Raw genomic sequence first — 17,585 nt, 5'->3', positions numbered from 1 at the left:
GCAAAGAACGATTTCTTATTTGGCGATAGCTTTCCCTTATGGGAACGTAACGGGGTAAAACAAAAACAACGGGATGGCGTATGACTATGGCAGCAAAAATGAAAGGGTTTAAAAAACGGACGCTGGCTCTGGGCGTAGTGGCAGCCTGGGGCCTGTTTTCAGCGCAGGCGCAGGCCGATCAGCTGGCGGATATCAAGGCAGCAGGGGTGGTTAAAGTGGCCACGTTTGATGCCAACCCGCCGTTTGGCTCGATTGATGCCAAAACGCATGAGATCGTGGGTTACGACGTGGACTTCGCCAAAGCGCTAGCAAAATCGCTCGGCGTGAAGCTTGAACTGGTTGCCACCAATCCGGCCAACCGCATTCCGCTGCTGCAGTCCGGCAAAGCCGACCTGATCGTGGCGGATATCACTATCACCCCGGAACGCGCACAGGTCATTGATTTCTCGACGCCTTATTTCGTCACTGGCCAGCAGTTCCTGGTTCCGGCGAAATCACCGGACAAGCTCGATGACTATAGCCGGGCGCGCATTGGCGCAGTCAAAGGCACAACAGGCGAGCAGGCGCTGCATCAGCGTTTCCCGCAGTCCCGCGTCCTCTCTTATGACGACATTCCCCTGGCGCTGACCGCACTGCGCAACGGCAACGTACAGGCCATCACTCAGGACAGCACCATTCTGGCCGGTCTGCTGGCGCAGGCGCCGGACAAAGCCAACTTCAAAATCCTGCCCGATCTGCTCAGTAAAGAAGAGATTGGCGTGGGGGTGAAGAAAGGTGAAACGGCACTGCTGAAAGCCGTCAACGACGAGTTGGTGAATCTCGAGAAGACCGGTCAGGCGGCAAAAATCTATGATGTCTGGTTTGGTCCTGGCACCCCTGCTCCACAGCCTCGCGGCTTTAAAATAGAAGCCAGGTAATTATGCTCTCAGGTTTATTTTCACACTCCGCGGCCGGTGCCGCGGATTTTTCACATCTGGAACAGGCCAGCGTCGAGTTTCGTCATGTGGACAAACGCTACGGTGACCATCAGGTTTTGAACGACATCAACCTCACCATCACGCCCGGTGAAGTGGTTGCTATCCTCGGCCCGTCGGGTTCCGGTAAATCCACCCTGATTCGTCTTATCAACCAGCTTGAACCCCTGAGCGGCGGAGAGATCCTGGTCGACAACAAGCCTACCGGAAAGCTCTCCGGTAGCGGGTTGCGCCAGCTGCGAAGCCGCGTGGGGTTTGTATTCCAGCAGTTCAATCTTTATGCCCATCTCACCGCCAGCCAGAACATCACCCTGGCACTGGAGCACGTTCACGGCTGGAAGCCACAGCCAGCCCAGGCGCGCGCGCTGGCCCTGCTGGAGAAAGTGGGGATGCTGGAAAAGGCCCACCATTTCCCGGCAGAGCTATCCGGCGGACAGCAGCAGCGCGTGGCGATAGCCCGCGCCCTCGCCTCTTCACCGCAGATCATTCTGTTCGATGAACCCACCTCCGCGCTGGATCCGGAGATGATTGGTGAAGTGCTGTTCGTGATGAAAGCCCTCGCCCACAGCGGGATCACGATGATCGTGGTGACCCATGAGATGCAGTTTGCCCGGGAAATCGCCGACCGGATTGTCTTTATCGACGGCGGGCAAATTCTGGAAACCGCGCCGCCAGCGCAGTTTTTCAGCCAGCCAGCGCATCCGCGCGCGCAGCGTTTCCTGCAAAAGGTGCTGGATCCGCTGCATCAGGAGCATCTGTAATGCCCGCGCTCGACTGGCAGGGGGTACTGACCGGACAGCCTCTGCAGTGGATACTTTCCGGATTTCTCACCACCTTGTGGGTAACGCTGGCGGGGATCGCACTGGCCAGCCTGCTCGCACTGCTCTTTATGCTCCTGCGCCTGTCCGGTGGACGCGTCGGGAAAGCGATCGTCAGCGGCTGGGTATCGCTGTTTCGCAATACGCCGCTGCTGGTGCAACTGCTGTTCTGGTATTTTGCCGCCTGGAACGGGCTGCCGCAGGCGTTTCGCGACGTGGTCAACGCCGATCACAGCTGGTCCATTCTGCCCGGCGACGTCTGGTGGTTTACGCCCGAATTTTTATGCTCTGCCTGGGGGTTGGGCGTTTTTACCTCGGCGTTTTTAATCGAAGAAGTGGAAGCCGGGTTGCGTTCTGTGCCAGTCGGGCAACGGGAGGCGGCGCTCGCCCAGGGATTCTCAGCATGGCGCGTGTTTCGCTACATCCTGCTGCCGCAGGGGCTGGCTAACGCCTGGCAGCCCGTTGTGGGCCAGTATCTCAACCTGATGAAGCTCTCCTCGCTCGCCAGCGGGATTGGCTTCGCCGAGCTCACCTACCAGGTCAGGCAGATCGAAAGCTTTAACGCACACGCGCTGGAGGCATTTACCCTCGGTACTGCACTCTATCTGCTGACCGGTCTGGTCATGGGAATGGTGCTGGTCCGCCTTGGGCCGCAGGCGAAACGTAAACGCCCGATCGTCGCCACCACAGAGAGTGAAAAACATGATTGCCGGACTTAATGTCATCACCGATAACCTCGATTATCTGCTGTGGGGACGCGCGGCAGCCGGTGAACCGGGAGGCGTGCTGCTTTCGTTAATGATGGCAGCAGGCGCTGCGGTTATCGCTCTGCCCGGAGGGATACTGCTCGCGTGCCTGGCCTGGCGCTTTACCGGGCTCGTGCGAAAAGTCCTCTTTTTATGGGCAGAGCTGATTCGCGGGATCCCGCTCATCTTCGTGATTTTCTGGATGTGGTATCTCCTGCCGCTCATGACCGGGGGCGACCTGCCCGGGGCGCTGACCGTCACGCTGGCGCTGGCCTGGTTTACAGCGGCCACCGTGATGCACTCGGTGCTGGCCGGGCTGAGCGCGCTGCCGACCGGGCAATTCGAAGCCGCGCTGTCACAGGGATTCAGCACGCAGCAAACCCTGTGGCGCGTGCTGCTGCCGCAGGCGCTGAGGAATATTCTGCCGTCGCTGGTGGGGATTTTTATCAGCCTGCTGAAGGATACGTCGCTGGCGTTTATCGTGAACGTCCCGGAGCTGACCACGGTGGCGGGACAGGTCAACAACCGGGTGCAAATCTACCCGGCGGCCATTTTTATCTTTACGGGCGTGGTCTATTACCTGCTCTGCTGCTCGCTCGAGCAGCTTGCGAAACGCTGGCGCCTTACCCGGCCAGCGCTTTAACCACCGTTTCCATTGCCTCAGTTGTCAATGCACTGCGTTTCACGCGCTGGTTCGCCAGCGCGGTACGCAGTACCCCGGCAATGACAATATGCTTTGGCTCCTGCCCTAAATCACGCATCTCAAGCACGACCTTCCCGACCACCCGGCACATCTCCTGATACAGCGCTTCATCTTTGGTCACGTTACCCATCGTCATCACTCCATTGCCTGTTAAACGTTGAGCTTAAATGATTCTCCTGCCGGATACAAAAAAGAAGCCCGGCGAGAAACTCGCCGGGCTTCATCTGTAAAATCAGCTAATTAGTTGTTTACTGGAATGACCGCGCCTTTGTACTTGGTGCGGATCCAGTCCTGAATCTCTTTCGAGTGCAGCACGTTCACCAGCGCGACGATGTCTTTCTTCTTCTCGTCACCGCGATGCACGGTGATGATGTTGGCATACGGGTTGTTTTCACCGCTCTCAACCGCAATCGGGTCGTGAACCGGATCCAGACCGGCGTCAATCGCGTAGTTGGCGTTAATCACCACCGCGTCGCCTTCGTTGTTGTTGTACATCTGCGGCAGCAGAGACGCTTCAACGTTAGGCGTGAACTTCAGCTTTTTCGGGTTCTCGACGATGTCGCTGATGCGCGCGGTCACTTTATCGATGCCCGGCTTCAGCTTGATCACGCCCTCTTTCTCGAAGATGGAAAGAATACGGCCCTCTTCAGAAACCGCGTCACGCATGATGATCTTGCCACCTTCCGGCAGGTCTTTCAGCGACTTGTATTTTTTGGAGTAGATGCCGATTGGCTCAATGTGGATCGCGCCCGCACTGACAAAATCGTAGTCCTTATCGCCCGCATGATCTTTCAGCACGCTGTTCAGGTAAGGAATGTGCTGGAAATAGTTCGCATCGATGTCATGGCCCGCCAGCGCGGTGTTCGGCAGAATGTAGTCCTGGAACGGTTTAATCTCCAGGTCGATACCCTGCTTCGCCAGAATCGGCTTTGCCTGCTCCAGAATTTCCGCATGCGGCGTGTTGGATGCCCCCACGGTCAGGGTGTCGGCCCAGGAGGCGAAGCTCAGGGCGCTCAGGGTTGCAGCGGCGATCAGTGTCAGTGTCTTTTTCATGATGTGGTTCCTGTGTGTATTTATTAGCGTTTATCTAACAGTGAAGTAATGACATCGCCGCAGAACTGGATAATGAAAACGATGATCAGAATGGTCACCGTTGCCACCAGCGTGACGTCACCATGGTTGCGCTGGAATCCTTCCAGATAAGCCAGATTTCCCAAACCACCGGCGCCAATCACCCCCGCCATTGCGCTGTAGCTCACCAGCGCAATCAGCGTTACCGTAATACCCGATACCAGTGCAGGTGATGATTCCGGCAGTAAAACCCGAAACACGAGCGTGCTCAGTCGTGCGCCCATCGAGCGCGTCGCTTCAATCACGCCTTTATCCACTTCACGCAGGGCGATTTCCACCAGGCGTGCGTAGAACGGTGCAGCCCCCACAATCAGGGCCGGCAGCGCCGCGTTGGCGCCAAGAATGGTGCCGACAACGGTCTTGGTGAACGGGATCAGCAGCACAATCAAAATGATGAACGGAATCGAGCGGAACACGTTCACCACAATCGAAATGACGCTATACACCGTGCGGTTGTGGAACAATCCGCCGCGCGCGGTTAAAAACAGCGCCAGACCCAGCACGATGCCTAATACAAAGGTCGCCACGCCGGAAAGCGCGGTCATGTACAGCGTCTCCAGCGTCGCCGCCCAGAGCTGATCCCACTTGAGATGCGGAAAGAGATTCTCAGCCATGTTTAATCACCTCGCCTTCAATATCGCTGTGCTGCAGGTCGGCGAGGATATTGTTCAGTTGTTCATCAGATGCCACGACGTGCACCCAGAGTTGACCAAACACGCCGTGAGCGGTTTGGGTCATTTTTCCGTGCAGGATATTAAACGGCAGGCCGTAGCGCAGCGTCAGTTCGCCCACAATCGGTTTGTGCGTGCTGTGCCCGGTAAAGGTCAGCCTGATGACCGTACCTTCCAGATCGTTTGCCAGTTCGGTATTGAAGGTTTCTTCTTCAGCGTACTGGCTCACCTGACGAACAAACTGCTGCGTAATCGGCTGCTGCGGATGGGTAAAGACGCTCAACACGTCGCCCTCTTCCACCACTTTACCGTTCTCCATCACCGCCACGCGGTCGCAGATTTTGCGCACCACGTGCATCTCGTGCGTGATCAGCACGATGGTCAGCTTGAACCGACGGTTAATATCCAGCAGCAGATCGAGGATCTGATCGGTGGTCTGCGGGTCAAGCGCGGAGGTGGCTTCATCGCAGAGCAGCACATCCGGGCGATTAGCCAGCGCACGCGCAATGCCCACGCGCTGCTTTTGCCCACCGCTCAGCTGTGACGGATAAGCATGCTCGCGACCTTTCAGGCCAACGAGTTCAATAAGCTCGGCCACGCGGGCCTTAATTTCGGCTTTCGGTACGCCAGCAATTTGCATCGAGAACGCAATATTCTCGCTGACCGTGCGCGACCACAGCAGGTTGAAGTGCTGAAACACCATGCTGATCTTCAGACGCGCCTGGCGCAGCGCTTCACCTTTTGCGGCAGAAATGTTCTGCCCGTTGATGGTTACGCTGCCGCTGCTCGGTTTTTCCAGACCATTCAGCAGGCGGATAAGCGTACTTTTACCTGCGCCGCTGTAACCAATGATCCCGTATATTTGTCCCTGTGCTATCGTCAAATTGACATTATCAACGGCTGTGAGTGCCACCTTTCCGTTGTCAAAAACCTTCGAAATATTGCTCAGTACAATCATTCTTATTCGTTATCCGTGCCGCCCGTGGCGGTTTAGCAGTATGGATGTCCAAACGATAGTAAACAGGCGTTATCAGCTTTTAAATGAACAAAAAAGAATGTGTTATAACTTTCGGCAATAAACAGCGGATTTACCGGGTGGGAAGCATTTAGACCAATTTCAGCAATGATTATCTGCCGGATGCATATCTGCTGGCGGACGGGCGCAAAAAACGCTCATTTTTGCAGCATTTTATCCCGATATAGCCATCCTCACATCCAGACAACTTTACGTCTTGCTGTCCTTCCATCCAGAAATGGCATTTATATTCCTTTCTGTTCTAAACGGCAGTGAATGGTTCTTTATTGAGAAAATTTCACCGCCCTATCATCCCGTCATGACATCCAGAAAGGAAAACATCATGACGATTTATCACTCCGTCACCGAACTGATTGGTCGTACCCCGCTGATCCAGCTGCATAAGCTTGATACCGGTCCCTGCTCGCTGTTCCTGAAGCTGGAAAACCAAAATCCGGGCGGGTCGATTAAGGATCGCGTTGCGCTGTCGATGATTAACGAAGCGGAACGTACCGGCCAGCTGCAGCCAGGCGGCACGATTATTGAGGCCACGGCGGGCAATACCGGTCTCGGCCTGGCCCTGATCGCCGCCCAGAAAGGCTACTCGCTGATCCTGGTGGTGCCGGACAAAATGAGCCGCGAGAAGATTTTCCACCTGCGCGCGCTGGGTGCCCAGGTGGTGCTGACCCGCTCCGACGTCAACAAAGGCCATCCTGCCTATTACCAGGATTACGCCCAGCGTCTGGCGAACGAACTGCCTGGCGCGTTTTACATCGACCAGTTCAACAACGAAGCCAACCCGCTGGCGCACCGCACCACCACGGCGCCGGAACTGTATGAGCAGCTTGACGGCAAAATCGACGCCATCGTGGTGGGCGTCGGCTCAGGCGGCACGCTGGGCGGCCTGCAGGCGTGGTTCGCCGAGCAATCTCCGCACACGGAGTTTGTCCTGGCTGACCCGGCTGGATCCGTTCTCGCCGACCAGGTGGAAACCGGACGCTACCACGACGCGGGCTCCTGGCTGGTTGAGGGAATTGGCGAAGACTTTATTCCTCCGCTGGCCCACATTGAAGGGGTGAATCGCGCCTGGCGCATCACCGACCGCGAGGCCTTCACCACCGCGCGCGAGCTGCTGAAAACGGAGGGCATTCTGGCGGGCTCCTCCAGCGGCACGCTGCTGGCGGCCGCGCTGAAGTATTGCCAGGCGCAAACCACGCCGAAGCGGGTGGTGACCTTCGCCTGCGACAGCGGCAATAAATATCTCTCGAAGATGTTCAACGACGACTGGATGCGACAGCAGGGGCTCATCACGCGTCCTCAGGCCGGCGATCTCTCCGACTACATCGCCCTGCGCCACGACGAAGGTGCGACCGTCACCGCCGCCCCGGACGACACGCTCTCCACCGTCCTGGCGCGCATGCGTCTGTATGACATCTCCCAGCTGCCGGTGCTGGAGAACGGCAAGGTGGTGGGCATTATCGACGAGTGGGATCTCCTGCGGCATATCGGCGGCGACGGCGATCGCTTCGCGCTGCCGGTGACGGCAGCCATGACGCGTCAGGTCGAGTTCCTTGATAAACACGCGCCGGAAAGCGCCCTGAACGCCATCTTCGACCGCGGCCTGGTGGCCGTCATTAATGACAACGACCGTTTTCTCGGTCTGATTACGCGCAGCGACGTTCTGACCGCCTGGCGCAACCGTCTACAGCAATAAAGGAATCAATGATGAAAAACCTGGCCACTCTCAGCGTACACAGCGGCGAATTTAACGACCAGCACGGCGCCGTCATGCCGCCGATTTACGCCACCTCGACGTTTGCGCAACCCGCGCCCGGGGAGCATACCGGCTATGAGTACTCCCGCAGCGGCAACCCTACCCGCCATGCGCTGGAAACGGCGATTGCCGAACTGGAAGGCGGCACGCGCGGCTACGCTTTTGCCTCCGGTCTGGCGGCTATCTCCACGGTGCTCGAACTGCTGGATAAAGACAGCCATATTGTCGCCATTGATGACGTTTACGGTGGGACGTACCGCCTGATCGAAAATGTGCGCAAGCGCAGCACCGGGCTGCAGGTCAGTTGGGTTAAACCGGACGACCTGGCCGGGCTCGAGGCCGCCATTCGCCCACAGACGCGTATGGTGTGGGTCGAGACGCCGACCAACCCGCTGCTGAAGCTGGCCGATCTGGCGGCTATCGCGGCCATTGCCCGTCGTCATAACGTCATCAGCGTGGCGGATAACACCTTCGCGTCGCCGGTGATCCACCGTCCGCTGGAGTCCGGTTTCGATATCGTGGTGCACTCTGCCACCAAATACCTTAACGGCCACTCTGACGTGGTGGCCGGGCTGGCGATTGTCGGGGACAACAAGGAACTGGCGGACAAGCTGGGCTATCTGCAAAACGCGGTGGGCGGCGTTCTGGATCCGTTCAGCAGTTTCCTGACGCTGCGCGGTATTCGCACGCTTGCGCTGAGGGTCGAAAAGCACAGCACCAACGCGCTGGCGATTGCGCAATGGCTCGATCAGCATCCTCTGGTCGAAAAGGTATTCTATCCTGGCCTGGAATCACATCCGCAATACCAGCTTGCCCGCACGCAGATGGCGCTCCCCGGTGGCATGATTTCCGTCGTGGTAAAAGGCGATGCGCAACGCGCCACCGAGGTGATTCGCAACCTGAAGTTGTTCACCCTTGCGGAGAGCCTGGGCGGCGTGGAGAGCCTGGTAAGCCAGCCTTACAGCATGACGCACGCCTCGATTCCGCTGGAACAACGGCTGGCAAACGGCATTGTGCCGCAGCTGATCCGCCTGTCGGTGGGAATTGAAGATCCTAAAGACCTGATTGCGGACCTCAGCCAGGCGCTGCAAAAATAAGCAAACGGCGGCAGGTTACTCACCTGCCGCCACAAGTTGTCATCATGGCTTAACGCCTTGATAACAATATTATGTGAAACCGCATTGATTATTTCTGAAACACCGTTTCCATTTTCCTTTTATCTTAAAATCAGCGTATAATGCGCGCCAAATCCCTGGTGAATGGTTTCAGCGCTTGGAATACAAAAAACAACGTACAACTTCTCCTCTTCTTCGTTGGGCTGTCACTCAGGCACACTTTCTTCTGCACGCTCATTTGATGTCTCCTATCCTTAGTGCGTGTCATATACTCTTTTGCAACACAGGTTTGACTCCGCGGCGGTGCGCCCCCGGAGCGAGATTTCCATATCCTTCCCAACTTAAAGACTAAGACTGTCATGAAAAAGACGAAAATTGTTTGTACTATCGGCCCGAAAACCGAATCTGAAGAGATGCTGAGCAAAATGCTGGACGCCGGCATGAACGTGATGCGTCTGAACTTCTCCCACGGTGACTACGCAGAGCACGGCCAGCGCATCCAGAACTTGCGCAACGTGATGAGCAAGACCGGTAAAAAAGCGGCCATCCTGCTGGATACCAAAGGTCCAGAAATCCGTACCATCAAACTGGAAGGCGGTAACGACGTCTCTCTGAAAGCGGGCCAGACCTTCACCTTCACCACCGACAAATCCGTCGTCGGCAACAGCGAAATCGTTGCAGTGACCTACGAAGGCTTCACCAGCGATCTGTCCGTCGGTAACACCGTGCTGGTCGACGATGGCCTGATCGGTATGGAAGTCACCGCTATCGAAGGCAACAAAGTTATCTGTAAAGTGCTGAACAACGGCGACCTGGGCGAAAACAAAGGCGTTAACCTGCCGGGCGTATCCATCGCGCTGCCAGCCCTGGCTGAAAAAGACAAACAGGACCTGATCTTCGGCTGCGAGCAAGGCGTTGACTTCGTCGCGGCCTCCTTCATCCGTAAGCGTTCCGACGTGGTTGAAATCCGTGAGCACCTGAAAGCGCACGGCGGCGAGAAGATCCAGATCATCTCCAAAATCGAAAACCAGGAAGGCCTGAACAACTTCGATGAAATCCTCGAAGCGTCTGACGGCATCATGGTTGCACGTGGCGACCTGGGCGTTGAAATCCCGGTTGAAGAAGTGATCTTCGCGCAGAAGATGATGATCGAGAAGTGTGTGCGCGCGCGTAAAGTGGTTATCACCGCAACGCAGATGCTGGACTCCATGATCAAAAACCCACGCCCAACCCGCGCTGAAGCTGGCGACGTGGCAAACGCCATCCTCGACGGTACTGATGCGGTTATGCTGTCCGGCGAATCCGCGAAAGGTAAATACCCGCTGGAAGCGGTCGGCATCATGGCGACCATCTGTGAACGTACTGACCGCGTGATGACCAGCCGTCTGGACTTCAATAACGACAGCCGCAAGCTGCGTATCACCGAAGCAGTATGCCGCGGTGCAGTAGAAACCGCTGAGAAACTGGAAGCCCCACTGATCGTGGTTGCCACTCAGGGCGGTAAATCTGCGCGCGCCGTGCGTAAATACTTCCCGGATGCGACCATCCTGGCCCTGACCACCAACGAAACCACCGCTCGTCAGTTGGTGCTGAGCAAAGGCGTCGTTGCGCATCTGGTTAAAGAGATCGCCTCTACTGACGATTTCTACATTCAGGGTAAAGCACTGGCTCTGGAAAGCGGTCTGGCACAGAAAGGTGACGTTGTGGTCATGGTTTCTGGCGCGCTGGTACCAAGCGGCACCACCAATACCGCATCTGTTCACGTGCTGTAATAATTCCCGAACGAATTAATTTGGATAAAAAGCGCCCGTCGGGCGCTTTTTTTATTCCTGGCATTAGCCAAAGTCATTCAAAATGCAAATCGGGTTTTTCTATTTAATTGCGAATTATCTAAGATGAATCCGATGATAAATGCCTTTTTTTCCTTAGATTTTTACCCGAAACCGGCTGATTCGATGCTTCTTTGAGCGAACGATCAAAAATAGGTGTATTCCCATCAAAAAAATATTCTCAACCCAAAAAACTTTGTGTAATACTTGTAACGCTACATGGAGATTAACTCAATCTAGAGGGTATTAATAATGAATCGTACTAAACTGGTACTGGGCGCGGTAATCCTGGGTTCTACTCTGCTGGCTGGTTGCTCCAGCAACGCTAAAATCGATCAGCTGTCTTCTGACGTTCAGACTCTGAACGCTAAAGTTGACCAGCTGAGCAACGACGTGAACGCAATCCGTTCCGACGTTCAGGCTGCTAAAGACGACGCAGCTCGCGCTAACCAGCGTCTGGACAACCAGGCTACTAAATACCGTAAGTAATAGTACCTGTTAATAAAATGGCGCACATTGTGCGCCATTTTTTTTGCCTGCGTCAAACGGCTACTGCGTCACCTTCTCCCCTTCATCTTCCGCTACCGCAGCAGATACCCGGCTGTTCTGCACCGACAACACGCTATTGCTGGCTGACGGGCCGCTACCGGCCGACACGATAACCGGGATCCCGGCGCGACGTGACAGCGCTTTATCAATTAGCGCCTTATCGCTTCCCGCCTGGGAAACAAAGGTCGCAAACTCGGCGGAATGGGTAATGGGCGAGACCTGTGGATTTTCCCCTTCTACCTGCGCCAGCGGACGGTGGACCTCAATATAGCGTTTACCATCCGGCTCAACGGAAAACTTCACGGGTTCATTAATAATCTGCACCCGCGTGCCCACCCGCACCTGTTCGAACAGGGCCTTAATGTCCGGGGCGTTCATCCGCATACAGCCAGAGCTGACCCGCAGGCCGACGCTGTCCGGCGCGCTGGTACCGTGGATAAGATATTCCCCATTCCCCACGCCTAAACGCAGCGCGAAGCGTCCCAGGGGGTTATTTGGCCCGGCAGGAACCACCGGAGGCAGTTTAATGCCCTGCTCCAGAGAGCGTGCTCTGATGCCCGGCGTGGGTGTCCAGGTCGGATTAGGGATTTTCTGGCTCACCCGCGTGGTCGTCACCGGCGTTTCCAGCCCCAGCTGACCAATGCCCAGGGGGAAAACCTGAACAATGTTTTGCCCCGGCGGGAAGTAGTAGAGCCGAAGCTCAGCGAGATTTACCACTATTCCCTCGCGGGGCGTATCCGGCAACAGCATTTGCGACGGAATGGTTATCACGGTTCCCGGCGCAGGGTTTACCGGCGCAATGGTATTGTTGGTTTCCAGGATCACCTGCGCCGCCGTATTAAACCGACGGGCAATGGTCTGCAGCTTATTATCCCCTTCCTGTATCGTGTAGGTTTGATTTTGCCCAATCAGACGACTGCCTGCGGGCGGCAACGGATAGTCCATCGCACGGGCCGAATTAAGGGCACCGAGCGAACTGAGGAGTAATAGAGTAATGAGAGACGCGCGCTTCATGCTGAGATTCCTTATTCACTGACAGAACGCCAGAAAGCTGAAAAACCAGCGAGGCGGGAAACCACCTCGCGAAACAGAATGAATGCAGTTCTGTAAGTCTAGCTAAGGATTGCAGCTTTGGCGCGGATGGCGCGAATCATCGCTTCCAGTCCCTGCGAACGGGACGGGGTGAGGTGTTGGGTTAAGGCCATTTTTTCAAACCACGGACGGACATCAAACGCCACAATATCCTGCGCCGACATCTGCTGGTAAAGGCTAAAGACGACGGCAATAAGCCCTTTTACAATGGCGGCATCGCTGTCGCCGCGCAATTCGATCGTGCCGTCATCAGACTGCGCCATCACAATCCACACCTGGCTCTGACAGCCCTGAATAGTGTTCTCTGCGCGGTGCGCCTCTTCACCGAGCGGCGGTAAGCGTTGTCCCAGCTCAATGATATAGAGATACTTCTCTTCCCAGTTTGCGCAACGCGAGAAGTTGCGCAGTAATTTATCTTTGTCCGGCAGCTCTGCCATCTTTCGCCTCTCCGTTAGCCCAGCAGCTGGTGAATGCGCTTAAGCCCTGCCACCAGCCTGTCGACCTCTTCCGTCGTGTTGTACATCACCAGCGATGCGCGGCACATTGCCGGCACCTGGTAAAACGCCATCAGCGGCATGGCGCAGTGGTGCCCTGTACGGACCGCAACGCCGTAGTTATCGAGAAAACTGCCCACGTCATAGGCATGGTGTTTCCCGAGATTAAACGCAATCACCCCTTGCCGATCGGCAGGCCCGTAAAGGGTCAAATCCGGCACGCTGGCAAGTTCCGCCAGCGCGTAGTGCATCAGCAGCTGTTCGTACTCCTGAATGGCGTCCAGGCCGATGGCAGAGACGTAAGAGACCGCCGCCCCCAGCCCGATAATCCCCCCGGTGTTGGGCGTGCCCGCCTCAAAACGCCACGGCGCGCGCGCGTAGGTCGTGCCTTCCGTCAGGCTGACGGTGGCGATCATCGACCCGCCCCCTTCCCACGGCGGCATCGCCTGCAGGATGTCTTCTTTCACATACAGCACGCCGATCCCGGTCGGCCCATAGAGCTTGTGGCCTGAAAAGACGTAGAAATCACAGTCCAGCGCCTGGACGTCAACCGCGTGGTGCATCACCGCCTGGGCACCGTCAATCAGGACCTTTGCGCCCGCCTGATGGGCCTTTTCGACGATCTCTGCCACCGGGTTTTCTGTCCCCAGCACATTGGAGACCTGGGTAACCGCCACCAGCCGCGTACGTTCATCCAGCAAGACGTCAAGCTGCTCAAGCTGAAGCGTCCCGTCCGCATTTAACGGGATCACCCGCAGCTGGGCGCCCACGCGCTCGCAGAGCATCTGCCACGGCACGATATTGGCGTGGTGCTCCATCTGAGTGATGATGATGTTATCGCCTGCGTGAACCTGCGCGTTGCCCCAGCTGTTAGCGACAAGGTTGATCCCTTCGGTGGTCCCGCGAACAAAGACCAGTTCTTCCGGCGAGCGGGCGTTAAGGAAGACGGCAAGCTGCGTGCGCACGTTTTCCATCCGCTGGGTCGCCTCGGCGCTCAGGGTATGAATACCGCGATGCACGGCAGCATAGCCGTGGCGATAGAACTCGGCTTCGGCATCCACCACCTGATTCGGCTTCTGCGCGCTGGCCGCGCTGTCCAGGTAGGCCAGCGGCAGACCGTTTACTTCACGGGTCAGAACCGGGAAATCTGCCCGTACTTTCTCGACGGGAAAACTCATGCTTCGCCTCCAGGCAGGCGCTGACCGATCCGATCCAGCACCTGCAGTTTTAACTGACCATCGTGCAGCGCTTCCGTCAGTTCGGCGGCAAACGCGTAGAGAATCATTTTCTGCGCCGCCTGCTTGTCGATGCCGCGGGAGCGCAGGTAGAACATCTGCTCGTCGTCGATTCGCCCGACCGTCGCACCGTGGCTGCATTTGACGTCATCCGCGTAGATTTCCAGCTGCGGTTTGGTGTCCACCTCCGCCAGTCGCCCTAACAGCAGATTGTTATTGGTCATCTGCCCGTCGGTTTTAATGGCGTGCTGCGCCACGTTAATCAGGCCGTTAAACACCGCGCGCCCTTTATCACTGACGATGGTTTTGTGCAGCTGGCGGCTGTTGCAGTAGCCTTTGTTGTGCTCCAGCCACGTGCGCGTGTCACACACTTCCGATTTAACCGGCATCGCCAGGCTGTTGATGCGCAGCGTGGTGTTTTCCCCGTTAAGCTGCGTGCTGGTGTTGTGGCGCAGCACCGCCCCGCCGAGCAGGAAACTGTGGCTGTACGCGGCGGCATCCTGGCCCAGGACAATGTCGTTATGGGCAAAATGGTGGCTCTGCGCATTCTCAAACGCCAGTTTGATGTGGTGTAGCTGGGCATTGGCCGCCACGTTCATCGTCAGACGCGACCCGGTAAAGTGACGCGTCTCATTGAGGCTGACGTAATGTTCGATGACCGTGGCCTCCGCGCCCTCCGCCAGCTCAAGATGGTGACGATAGTGCGCGGTATTGATTTCATCGCCGTCCAGACCCTGAGTGATATGCATCAGCAGCAGCGGCTTTGACGGACGCTGGTTACGCTTCACGGCGATATGCGTCACGCTGCGGGCCAGGCTCTCGGTCAGGTGCAGGAAAACCTCGGGCTGAACCGGGGCGCTCAGGCGCTGGCGATCGTCGTTTATCTCAATCTCAAAGCCGCTCTCCTGGAGCGTGTCGCTCAGTTCCGGACGGAACTGGCCATCGACAAACACCAGGCGTACGGCATCGACACGCAAGGCCAGCGCGTCGCGCTGCGCTGGGGTGAGATCCGCCAGACGGGTAACAAACTCGGCGTTCAGCAGGCCATCGAGCGGGGTATATTTCCAGTTCTCATGCTTACGCGTCGGCAGGCCAAGACGCAGCATCTGCTGCAGATGCTGCTGCGCCTGCTCGGAGCGCGTGCCCCCCTGGGCTTCAAACAGCCGGTGCCACTGCTGGAGCGCATTACTGCTGTTCGGTAAGCCAGCCATAACCCTGCTCCTCCAGTTGTTTAACCAGCGTAAAATCACCGGATTTCACAATCCGCCCCTGGTAAAGCACGTGGACGTAATCCGGCTTGATGTAGTCCAGAATGCGCTGGTAGTGGGTGACGATAATAAACGAGCGATTGCCGTCGCGCAGGGCGTTGACGCCGTCAGCGACAATCTTCAGGGCGTCGATATCCAGACCGGAATCGGTCTCATCCAGAATGCACAGCTCGGGCTCGAGTACCGCCATCTGCAGAATGTCGTTACGCTTTTTCTCGCCGCCGGAAAAACCGACGTTCACCGAGCGGGTCAGCAGATCTTCCGGCATTTTCAGCACCCTGATTTTCTCTTCCATCAGATCCTGGAAGTCGAAGCGGTCGAGCGCCTCCAGCCCACGGTATTTGCGCACCGCATTCAGCGCCGTCTGCAGGAAGAACTGGTTGCTGACGCCAGGAATTTCGACCGGGTACTGGAAGGCCATAAAAATGCCCTCTCCCGCACGATCTTCCGGCGACATCTCCAGCAGATCTTTGCCGTTAAACTCGACCGAGCCGTGGGTCACCTCATAATCTTCGCGCCCGGCCAGCGTTGCAGAAAGCGTACTTTTCCCGGAACCGTTCGGCCCCATGATGGCGTGGACTTCGCCCGGCTTAACGTCAAAATTGAGGCCACGCAGGATGGCTTTATCTTCTACGCTGACCTGTAAATCTTTAATGCTTAACATGTGCTTTCCTTAACCGACGCTGTGTTCAAGACTAATGGCGAGGAGTTTCTGGGCTTCAACGGCAAATTCCAGCGGCAGTTCAGAGAACACGTCCTTACAGAAGCCGTTGACAATCATCGAGATGGCGTCTTCTTCGCTAATCCCGCGCTGCAGGCAGTAGAAGAGCTGGTCTTCCCCAATCCGTGACGTGGTCGCCTCGTGCTCCAGCTGGGCTGTGTTATTACGGCATTCAACGTACGGGAAGGTATGTGCACCGCAGTCTGCGCCAATCAGCATCGAGTCACACTGGGTAAAGTTTCGCGCATTGGTGGCCGTCGGCATGATTTTCACCAGCCCGCGATAGCTGTTCTGGCTGTGTCCGGCGGAGATACCTTTCGAGATAATGGTCGATTTGGTGTTTTTACCAATGTGGATCATCTTGGTGCCGGTATCGGCCTGCTGATGGCCGCTGGTGAGCGCCACCGAGTAGAACTCGCCGATGGAGTTATCCCCCCGCAGGATGCAGCTCGGGTATTTCCAGGTGATGGCCGAACCGGTTTCGGACTGGGTCCACGACATTTTGCTGTTTTCCCCTTCGCACAGCGCACGCTTGGTTACGAAGTTCAGGATACCGCCAGTATTGCCGTCGCCCGGGAACCAGTTTTGCACCGTCGAGTATTTCACCTCGGCGTCTTTATGGATAATGACCTCCACCACCGCCGCGTGCAGCTGATAGCTGTCGCGGACCGGGGCGGAGCACCCTTCGATGTAGCTGACGTAGCTTCCCTCATCGGCCACCAGAATGGTACGTTCGAACTGGCCGGTTTTTTCGGCATTAATACGGAAATAGGTGGAAAGCTCCATCGGACAGCGCACGCCTTTCGGCACGTAAATAAAGGTACCGTCCGAGGCCACCGCCGCGTTAAGCGCCGCAAAGAAGTTATCGTTTGAAGGCACAACGGTCCCGATGTACTTTTTCACCAGTTCCGGATGATCGTGAATCGCTTCGCCGAAGGAGCAGAAAATGATCCCCTGTTCTGCTAGCTTCTCACGGTAGGTGGTCGCCACCGAGACCGAGTCAAAGATAGCGTCCACCGCCACCTCTTTCCCTTCGCGCACCGGTACGCCCAGCTGGTTAAAGGCTTCTTCCACCTCTTTGCTGAGGAAACTGTTCTCCGCGCCGGTTTGCTGCACCGCGCCGGGCTGCGAGGCGCAGGTTTCATCGCAGCTGCCGCAGGACGGCGCGGAGTAGTAGCTGTAATCCTGGTAGTTCAGCTTGTCATAATGCGCTTTCAGCCAGTGCGGCTCTTCCATCTCCAGCCAGGCGCGGTAGGCACTCAGGCGAAACTCCAGCATCCACTCGGGCTCGTTACGTTTCGCCGAAATCGCCCGCACGACATCCTCGTTGATGCCTTTTGCCAGCTCATCGGTCTGCAGCTGGGTGAAGAACCCCTCTTTATAGTTGAGGTGCCCGCCGCTCCAGGTATTTACTTCACTCGTTGCTTCAGTATTACGAGACATAGTTCCG

The 17,585-nt window shown here is 56.8% G+C and carries 19 protein-coding genes; 9 read left to right on the top strand and 10 right to left on the bottom strand.

Annotated features, from left to right (window positions below):
* Positions 1–86: 86 nt before the first annotated feature.
* Genes ACMGGQ_RS07480 through ACMGGQ_RS07465 form a run of 4 tightly spaced genes read left to right on the top strand, consistent with a single transcriptional unit; the run spans position 87 to position 3,181 of the window.
* Positions 87–917, top strand: a complete 831-nt coding sequence (locus ACMGGQ_RS07480) for an ABC transporter substrate-binding protein (protein ID WP_080347292.1) — start codon at positions 87–89, stop codon at positions 915–917.
* A 2-nt stretch (positions 918–919) separates the two neighbouring features.
* Positions 920–1,735, top strand: a complete 816-nt coding sequence (locus ACMGGQ_RS07475) for an amino acid ABC transporter ATP-binding protein (protein WP_048222746.1) — start codon at positions 920–922, stop codon at positions 1,733–1,735.
* Complete coding sequence (locus tag ACMGGQ_RS07470; RefSeq protein WP_420289785.1) at positions 1,735–2,511, top strand: amino acid ABC transporter permease; 777 nt, start codon at positions 1,735–1,737, stop codon at positions 2,509–2,511. Before ACMGGQ_RS07475 ends, ACMGGQ_RS07470 begins: the two co-directional genes overlap by 1 nt.
* Positions 2,495–3,181: an amino acid ABC transporter permease gene (locus ACMGGQ_RS07465; RefSeq protein ID WP_048030750.1), complete on the top strand. Its 687-nt coding sequence runs from the start codon at positions 2,495–2,497 to the stop codon at positions 3,179–3,181. The genes ACMGGQ_RS07470 and ACMGGQ_RS07465 overlap by 17 nt, the downstream gene beginning before the upstream one ends.
* On the opposite strand, the gene fumD is transcribed toward ACMGGQ_RS07465, so the two are convergent.
* From fumD to ACMGGQ_RS07445, 4 genes are all read right to left on the bottom strand, one after another.
* Positions 3,162–3,371, bottom strand: coding sequence for a fumarate hydratase FumD (fumD, locus tag ACMGGQ_RS07460; RefSeq protein WP_023343959.1), 210 nt, complete (start codon positions 3,369–3,371; stop codon positions 3,162–3,164). The genes ACMGGQ_RS07465 and fumD overlap by 20 nt on opposite strands.
* A gap of 110 nt (positions 3,372–3,481) precedes the next feature.
* Positions 3,482–4,294, bottom strand: coding sequence for a MetQ/NlpA family ABC transporter substrate-binding protein (locus ACMGGQ_RS07455; protein WP_008500616.1), 813 nt, complete (start codon positions 4,292–4,294; stop codon positions 3,482–3,484).
* Between the two features lie 23 nt (positions 4,295–4,317).
* Positions 4,318–4,986, bottom strand: a complete 669-nt coding sequence (locus tag ACMGGQ_RS07450) for a methionine ABC transporter permease (RefSeq protein WP_008500617.1) — start codon at positions 4,984–4,986, stop codon at positions 4,318–4,320.
* Entirely contained in the window at positions 4,979–6,001 is a 1,023-nt protein-coding gene (locus tag ACMGGQ_RS07445; RefSeq protein ID WP_045910313.1) for a methionine ABC transporter ATP-binding protein, read from the bottom strand. The genes ACMGGQ_RS07450 and ACMGGQ_RS07445 overlap by 8 nt, the downstream gene beginning before the upstream one ends.
* Positions 6,002–6,401: 400 nt before the next feature.
* Between ACMGGQ_RS07445 and ACMGGQ_RS07440 the strand changes: the two genes are divergently transcribed.
* From ACMGGQ_RS07440 to lpp, 5 genes are all read left to right on the top strand, one after another.
* Entirely contained in the window at positions 6,402–7,772 is a 1,371-nt protein-coding gene (locus ACMGGQ_RS07440; RefSeq protein WP_420289784.1) for a pyridoxal-phosphate dependent enzyme, read from the top strand.
* Between the two features lie 11 nt (positions 7,773–7,783).
* Positions 7,784–8,929 carry a trans-sulfuration enzyme family protein gene (locus ACMGGQ_RS07435; RefSeq protein ID WP_045910312.1) on the top strand — a complete coding sequence of 382 codons (1,146 nt, stop codon included), beginning with the start codon at positions 7,784–7,786 and terminating at the stop codon, positions 8,927–8,929.
* A 175-nt stretch (positions 8,930–9,104) separates the two neighbouring features.
* A complete protein-coding gene (locus tag ACMGGQ_RS07430) occupies positions 9,105–9,299 on the top strand; it encodes a hypothetical protein (RefSeq protein ID WP_418721936.1) in 195 nt (64 codons plus the stop codon).
* Positions 9,300–9,306: 7 nt separating this feature from the next.
* Positions 9,307–10,719 carry a pyruvate kinase PykF gene (pykF, locus tag ACMGGQ_RS07425; RefSeq protein ID WP_045284943.1) on the top strand — a complete coding sequence of 471 codons (1,413 nt, stop codon included), beginning with the start codon at positions 9,307–9,309 and terminating at the stop codon, positions 10,717–10,719.
* Between the two features lie 309 nt (positions 10,720–11,028).
* Positions 11,029–11,265: a murein lipoprotein Lpp gene (gene lpp / locus ACMGGQ_RS07420; protein ID WP_010430241.1), complete on the top strand. Its 237-nt coding sequence runs from the start codon at positions 11,029–11,031 to the stop codon at positions 11,263–11,265.
* 60 nt (positions 11,266–11,325) lie between these two features.
* Here the strand turns inward: lpp and ldtE are convergent, their stop codons facing one another.
* The 6 genes from ldtE to sufB form a co-directional block, all read right to left on the bottom strand.
* The gene (ldtE, locus tag ACMGGQ_RS07415; RefSeq protein WP_048027587.1) at positions 11,326–12,339 is read right to left on the bottom strand and encodes a L,D-transpeptidase LdtE; all 1,014 of its coding nucleotides are present in this window, start codon (positions 12,337–12,339) and stop codon (positions 11,326–11,328) included.
* Positions 12,340–12,437: 98 nt separating this feature from the next.
* Positions 12,438–12,854 (bottom strand): cysteine desulfuration protein SufE, encoded by a 417-nt coding sequence (sufE, locus tag ACMGGQ_RS07410; protein WP_223540348.1) that lies wholly within the window; start codon positions 12,852–12,854, stop codon positions 12,438–12,440.
* A gap of 14 nt (positions 12,855–12,868) precedes the next feature.
* A complete protein-coding gene (sufS, locus tag ACMGGQ_RS07405; RefSeq protein WP_420289783.1) occupies positions 12,869–14,089 on the bottom strand; it encodes a cysteine desulfurase SufS in 1,221 nt (406 codons plus the stop codon).
* On the bottom strand, positions 14,086–15,357 hold the full coding sequence (gene sufD, locus ACMGGQ_RS07400) for a Fe-S cluster assembly protein SufD (protein ID WP_420289782.1): 1,272 nt from the start codon (positions 15,355–15,357) through the stop codon (positions 14,086–14,088). Before sufD ends, sufS begins: the two co-directional genes overlap by 4 nt.
* Positions 15,332–16,078: a Fe-S cluster assembly ATPase SufC gene (gene sufC / locus ACMGGQ_RS07395; RefSeq protein ID WP_420289781.1), complete on the bottom strand. Its 747-nt coding sequence runs from the start codon at positions 16,076–16,078 to the stop codon at positions 15,332–15,334. The genes sufD and sufC overlap by 26 nt, the downstream gene beginning before the upstream one ends.
* 9 nt (positions 16,079–16,087) lie before the next feature.
* Positions 16,088–17,578: a Fe-S cluster assembly protein SufB gene (gene sufB / locus ACMGGQ_RS07390; RefSeq protein ID WP_420289780.1), complete on the bottom strand. Its 1,491-nt coding sequence runs from the start codon at positions 17,576–17,578 to the stop codon at positions 16,088–16,090.
* Between the last annotated feature and the right edge of the window lie 7 nt (positions 17,579–17,585).

This window comes from Enterobacter sp. BNK-13, assembly GCF_048685015.1.
GTDB lineage: Bacteria > Pseudomonadota > Gammaproteobacteria > Enterobacterales > Enterobacteriaceae > Enterobacter > Enterobacter quasiroggenkampii.
This window is presented reverse-complemented; position numbering and strand designations above follow the sequence as displayed.

Excerpts from the sequence above, each read along its gene's own strand:
- ACMGGQ_RS07480 (WP_080347292.1), top strand. The coding sequence starts at position 87 with ATGGCAGCAAAAATGAAAGGGTTTAAAAAACGGACGCTGGCTCTGGGC.
- ACMGGQ_RS07475 (WP_048222746.1), top strand. The coding sequence starts at position 920 with ATGCTCTCAGGTTTATTTTCACACTCCGCGGCCGGTGCCGCGGATTTT.
- ACMGGQ_RS07470 (WP_420289785.1), top strand. The coding sequence starts at position 1,735 with ATGCCCGCGCTCGACTGGCAGGGGGTACTGACCGGACAGCCTCTGCAG.
- ACMGGQ_RS07465 (WP_048030750.1), top strand. The coding sequence starts at position 2,495 with ATGATTGCCGGACTTAATGTCATCACCGATAACCTCGATTATCTGCTG.
- fumD (WP_023343959.1), bottom strand. The coding sequence starts at position 3,371 with ATGGGTAACGTGACCAAAGATGAAGCGCTGTATCAGGAGATGTGCCGG.
- ACMGGQ_RS07455 (WP_008500616.1), bottom strand. The coding sequence starts at position 4,294 with ATGAAAAAGACACTGACACTGATCGCCGCTGCAACCCTGAGCGCCCTG.
- ACMGGQ_RS07450 (WP_008500617.1), bottom strand. The coding sequence starts at position 4,986 with ATGGCTGAGAATCTCTTTCCGCATCTCAAGTGGGATCAGCTCTGGGCG.
- ACMGGQ_RS07445 (WP_045910313.1), bottom strand. The coding sequence starts at position 6,001 with ATGATTGTACTGAGCAATATTTCGAAGGTTTTTGACAACGGAAAGGTG.
- ACMGGQ_RS07440 (WP_420289784.1), top strand. The coding sequence starts at position 6,402 with ATGACGATTTATCACTCCGTCACCGAACTGATTGGTCGTACCCCGCTG.
- ACMGGQ_RS07435 (WP_045910312.1), top strand. The coding sequence starts at position 7,784 with ATGAAAAACCTGGCCACTCTCAGCGTACACAGCGGCGAATTTAACGAC.
- pykF (WP_045284943.1), top strand. The coding sequence starts at position 9,307 with ATGAAAAAGACGAAAATTGTTTGTACTATCGGCCCGAAAACCGAATCT.
- lpp (WP_010430241.1), top strand. The coding sequence starts at position 11,029 with ATGAATCGTACTAAACTGGTACTGGGCGCGGTAATCCTGGGTTCTACT.
- ldtE (WP_048027587.1), bottom strand. The coding sequence starts at position 12,339 with ATGAAGCGCGCGTCTCTCATTACTCTATTACTCCTCAGTTCGCTCGGT.
- sufE (WP_223540348.1), bottom strand. The coding sequence starts at position 12,854 with ATGGCAGAGCTGCCGGACAAAGATAAATTACTGCGCAACTTCTCGCGT.
- sufS (WP_420289783.1), bottom strand. The coding sequence starts at position 14,089 with ATGAGTTTTCCCGTCGAGAAAGTACGGGCAGATTTCCCGGTTCTGACC.
- sufD (WP_420289782.1), bottom strand. The coding sequence starts at position 15,357 with ATGGCTGGCTTACCGAACAGCAGTAATGCGCTCCAGCAGTGGCACCGG.
- sufC (WP_420289781.1), bottom strand. The coding sequence starts at position 16,078 with ATGTTAAGCATTAAAGATTTACAGGTCAGCGTAGAAGATAAAGCCATC.
- sufB (WP_420289780.1), bottom strand. The coding sequence starts at position 17,578 with ATGTCTCGTAATACTGAAGCAACGAGTGAAGTAAATACCTGGAGCGGC.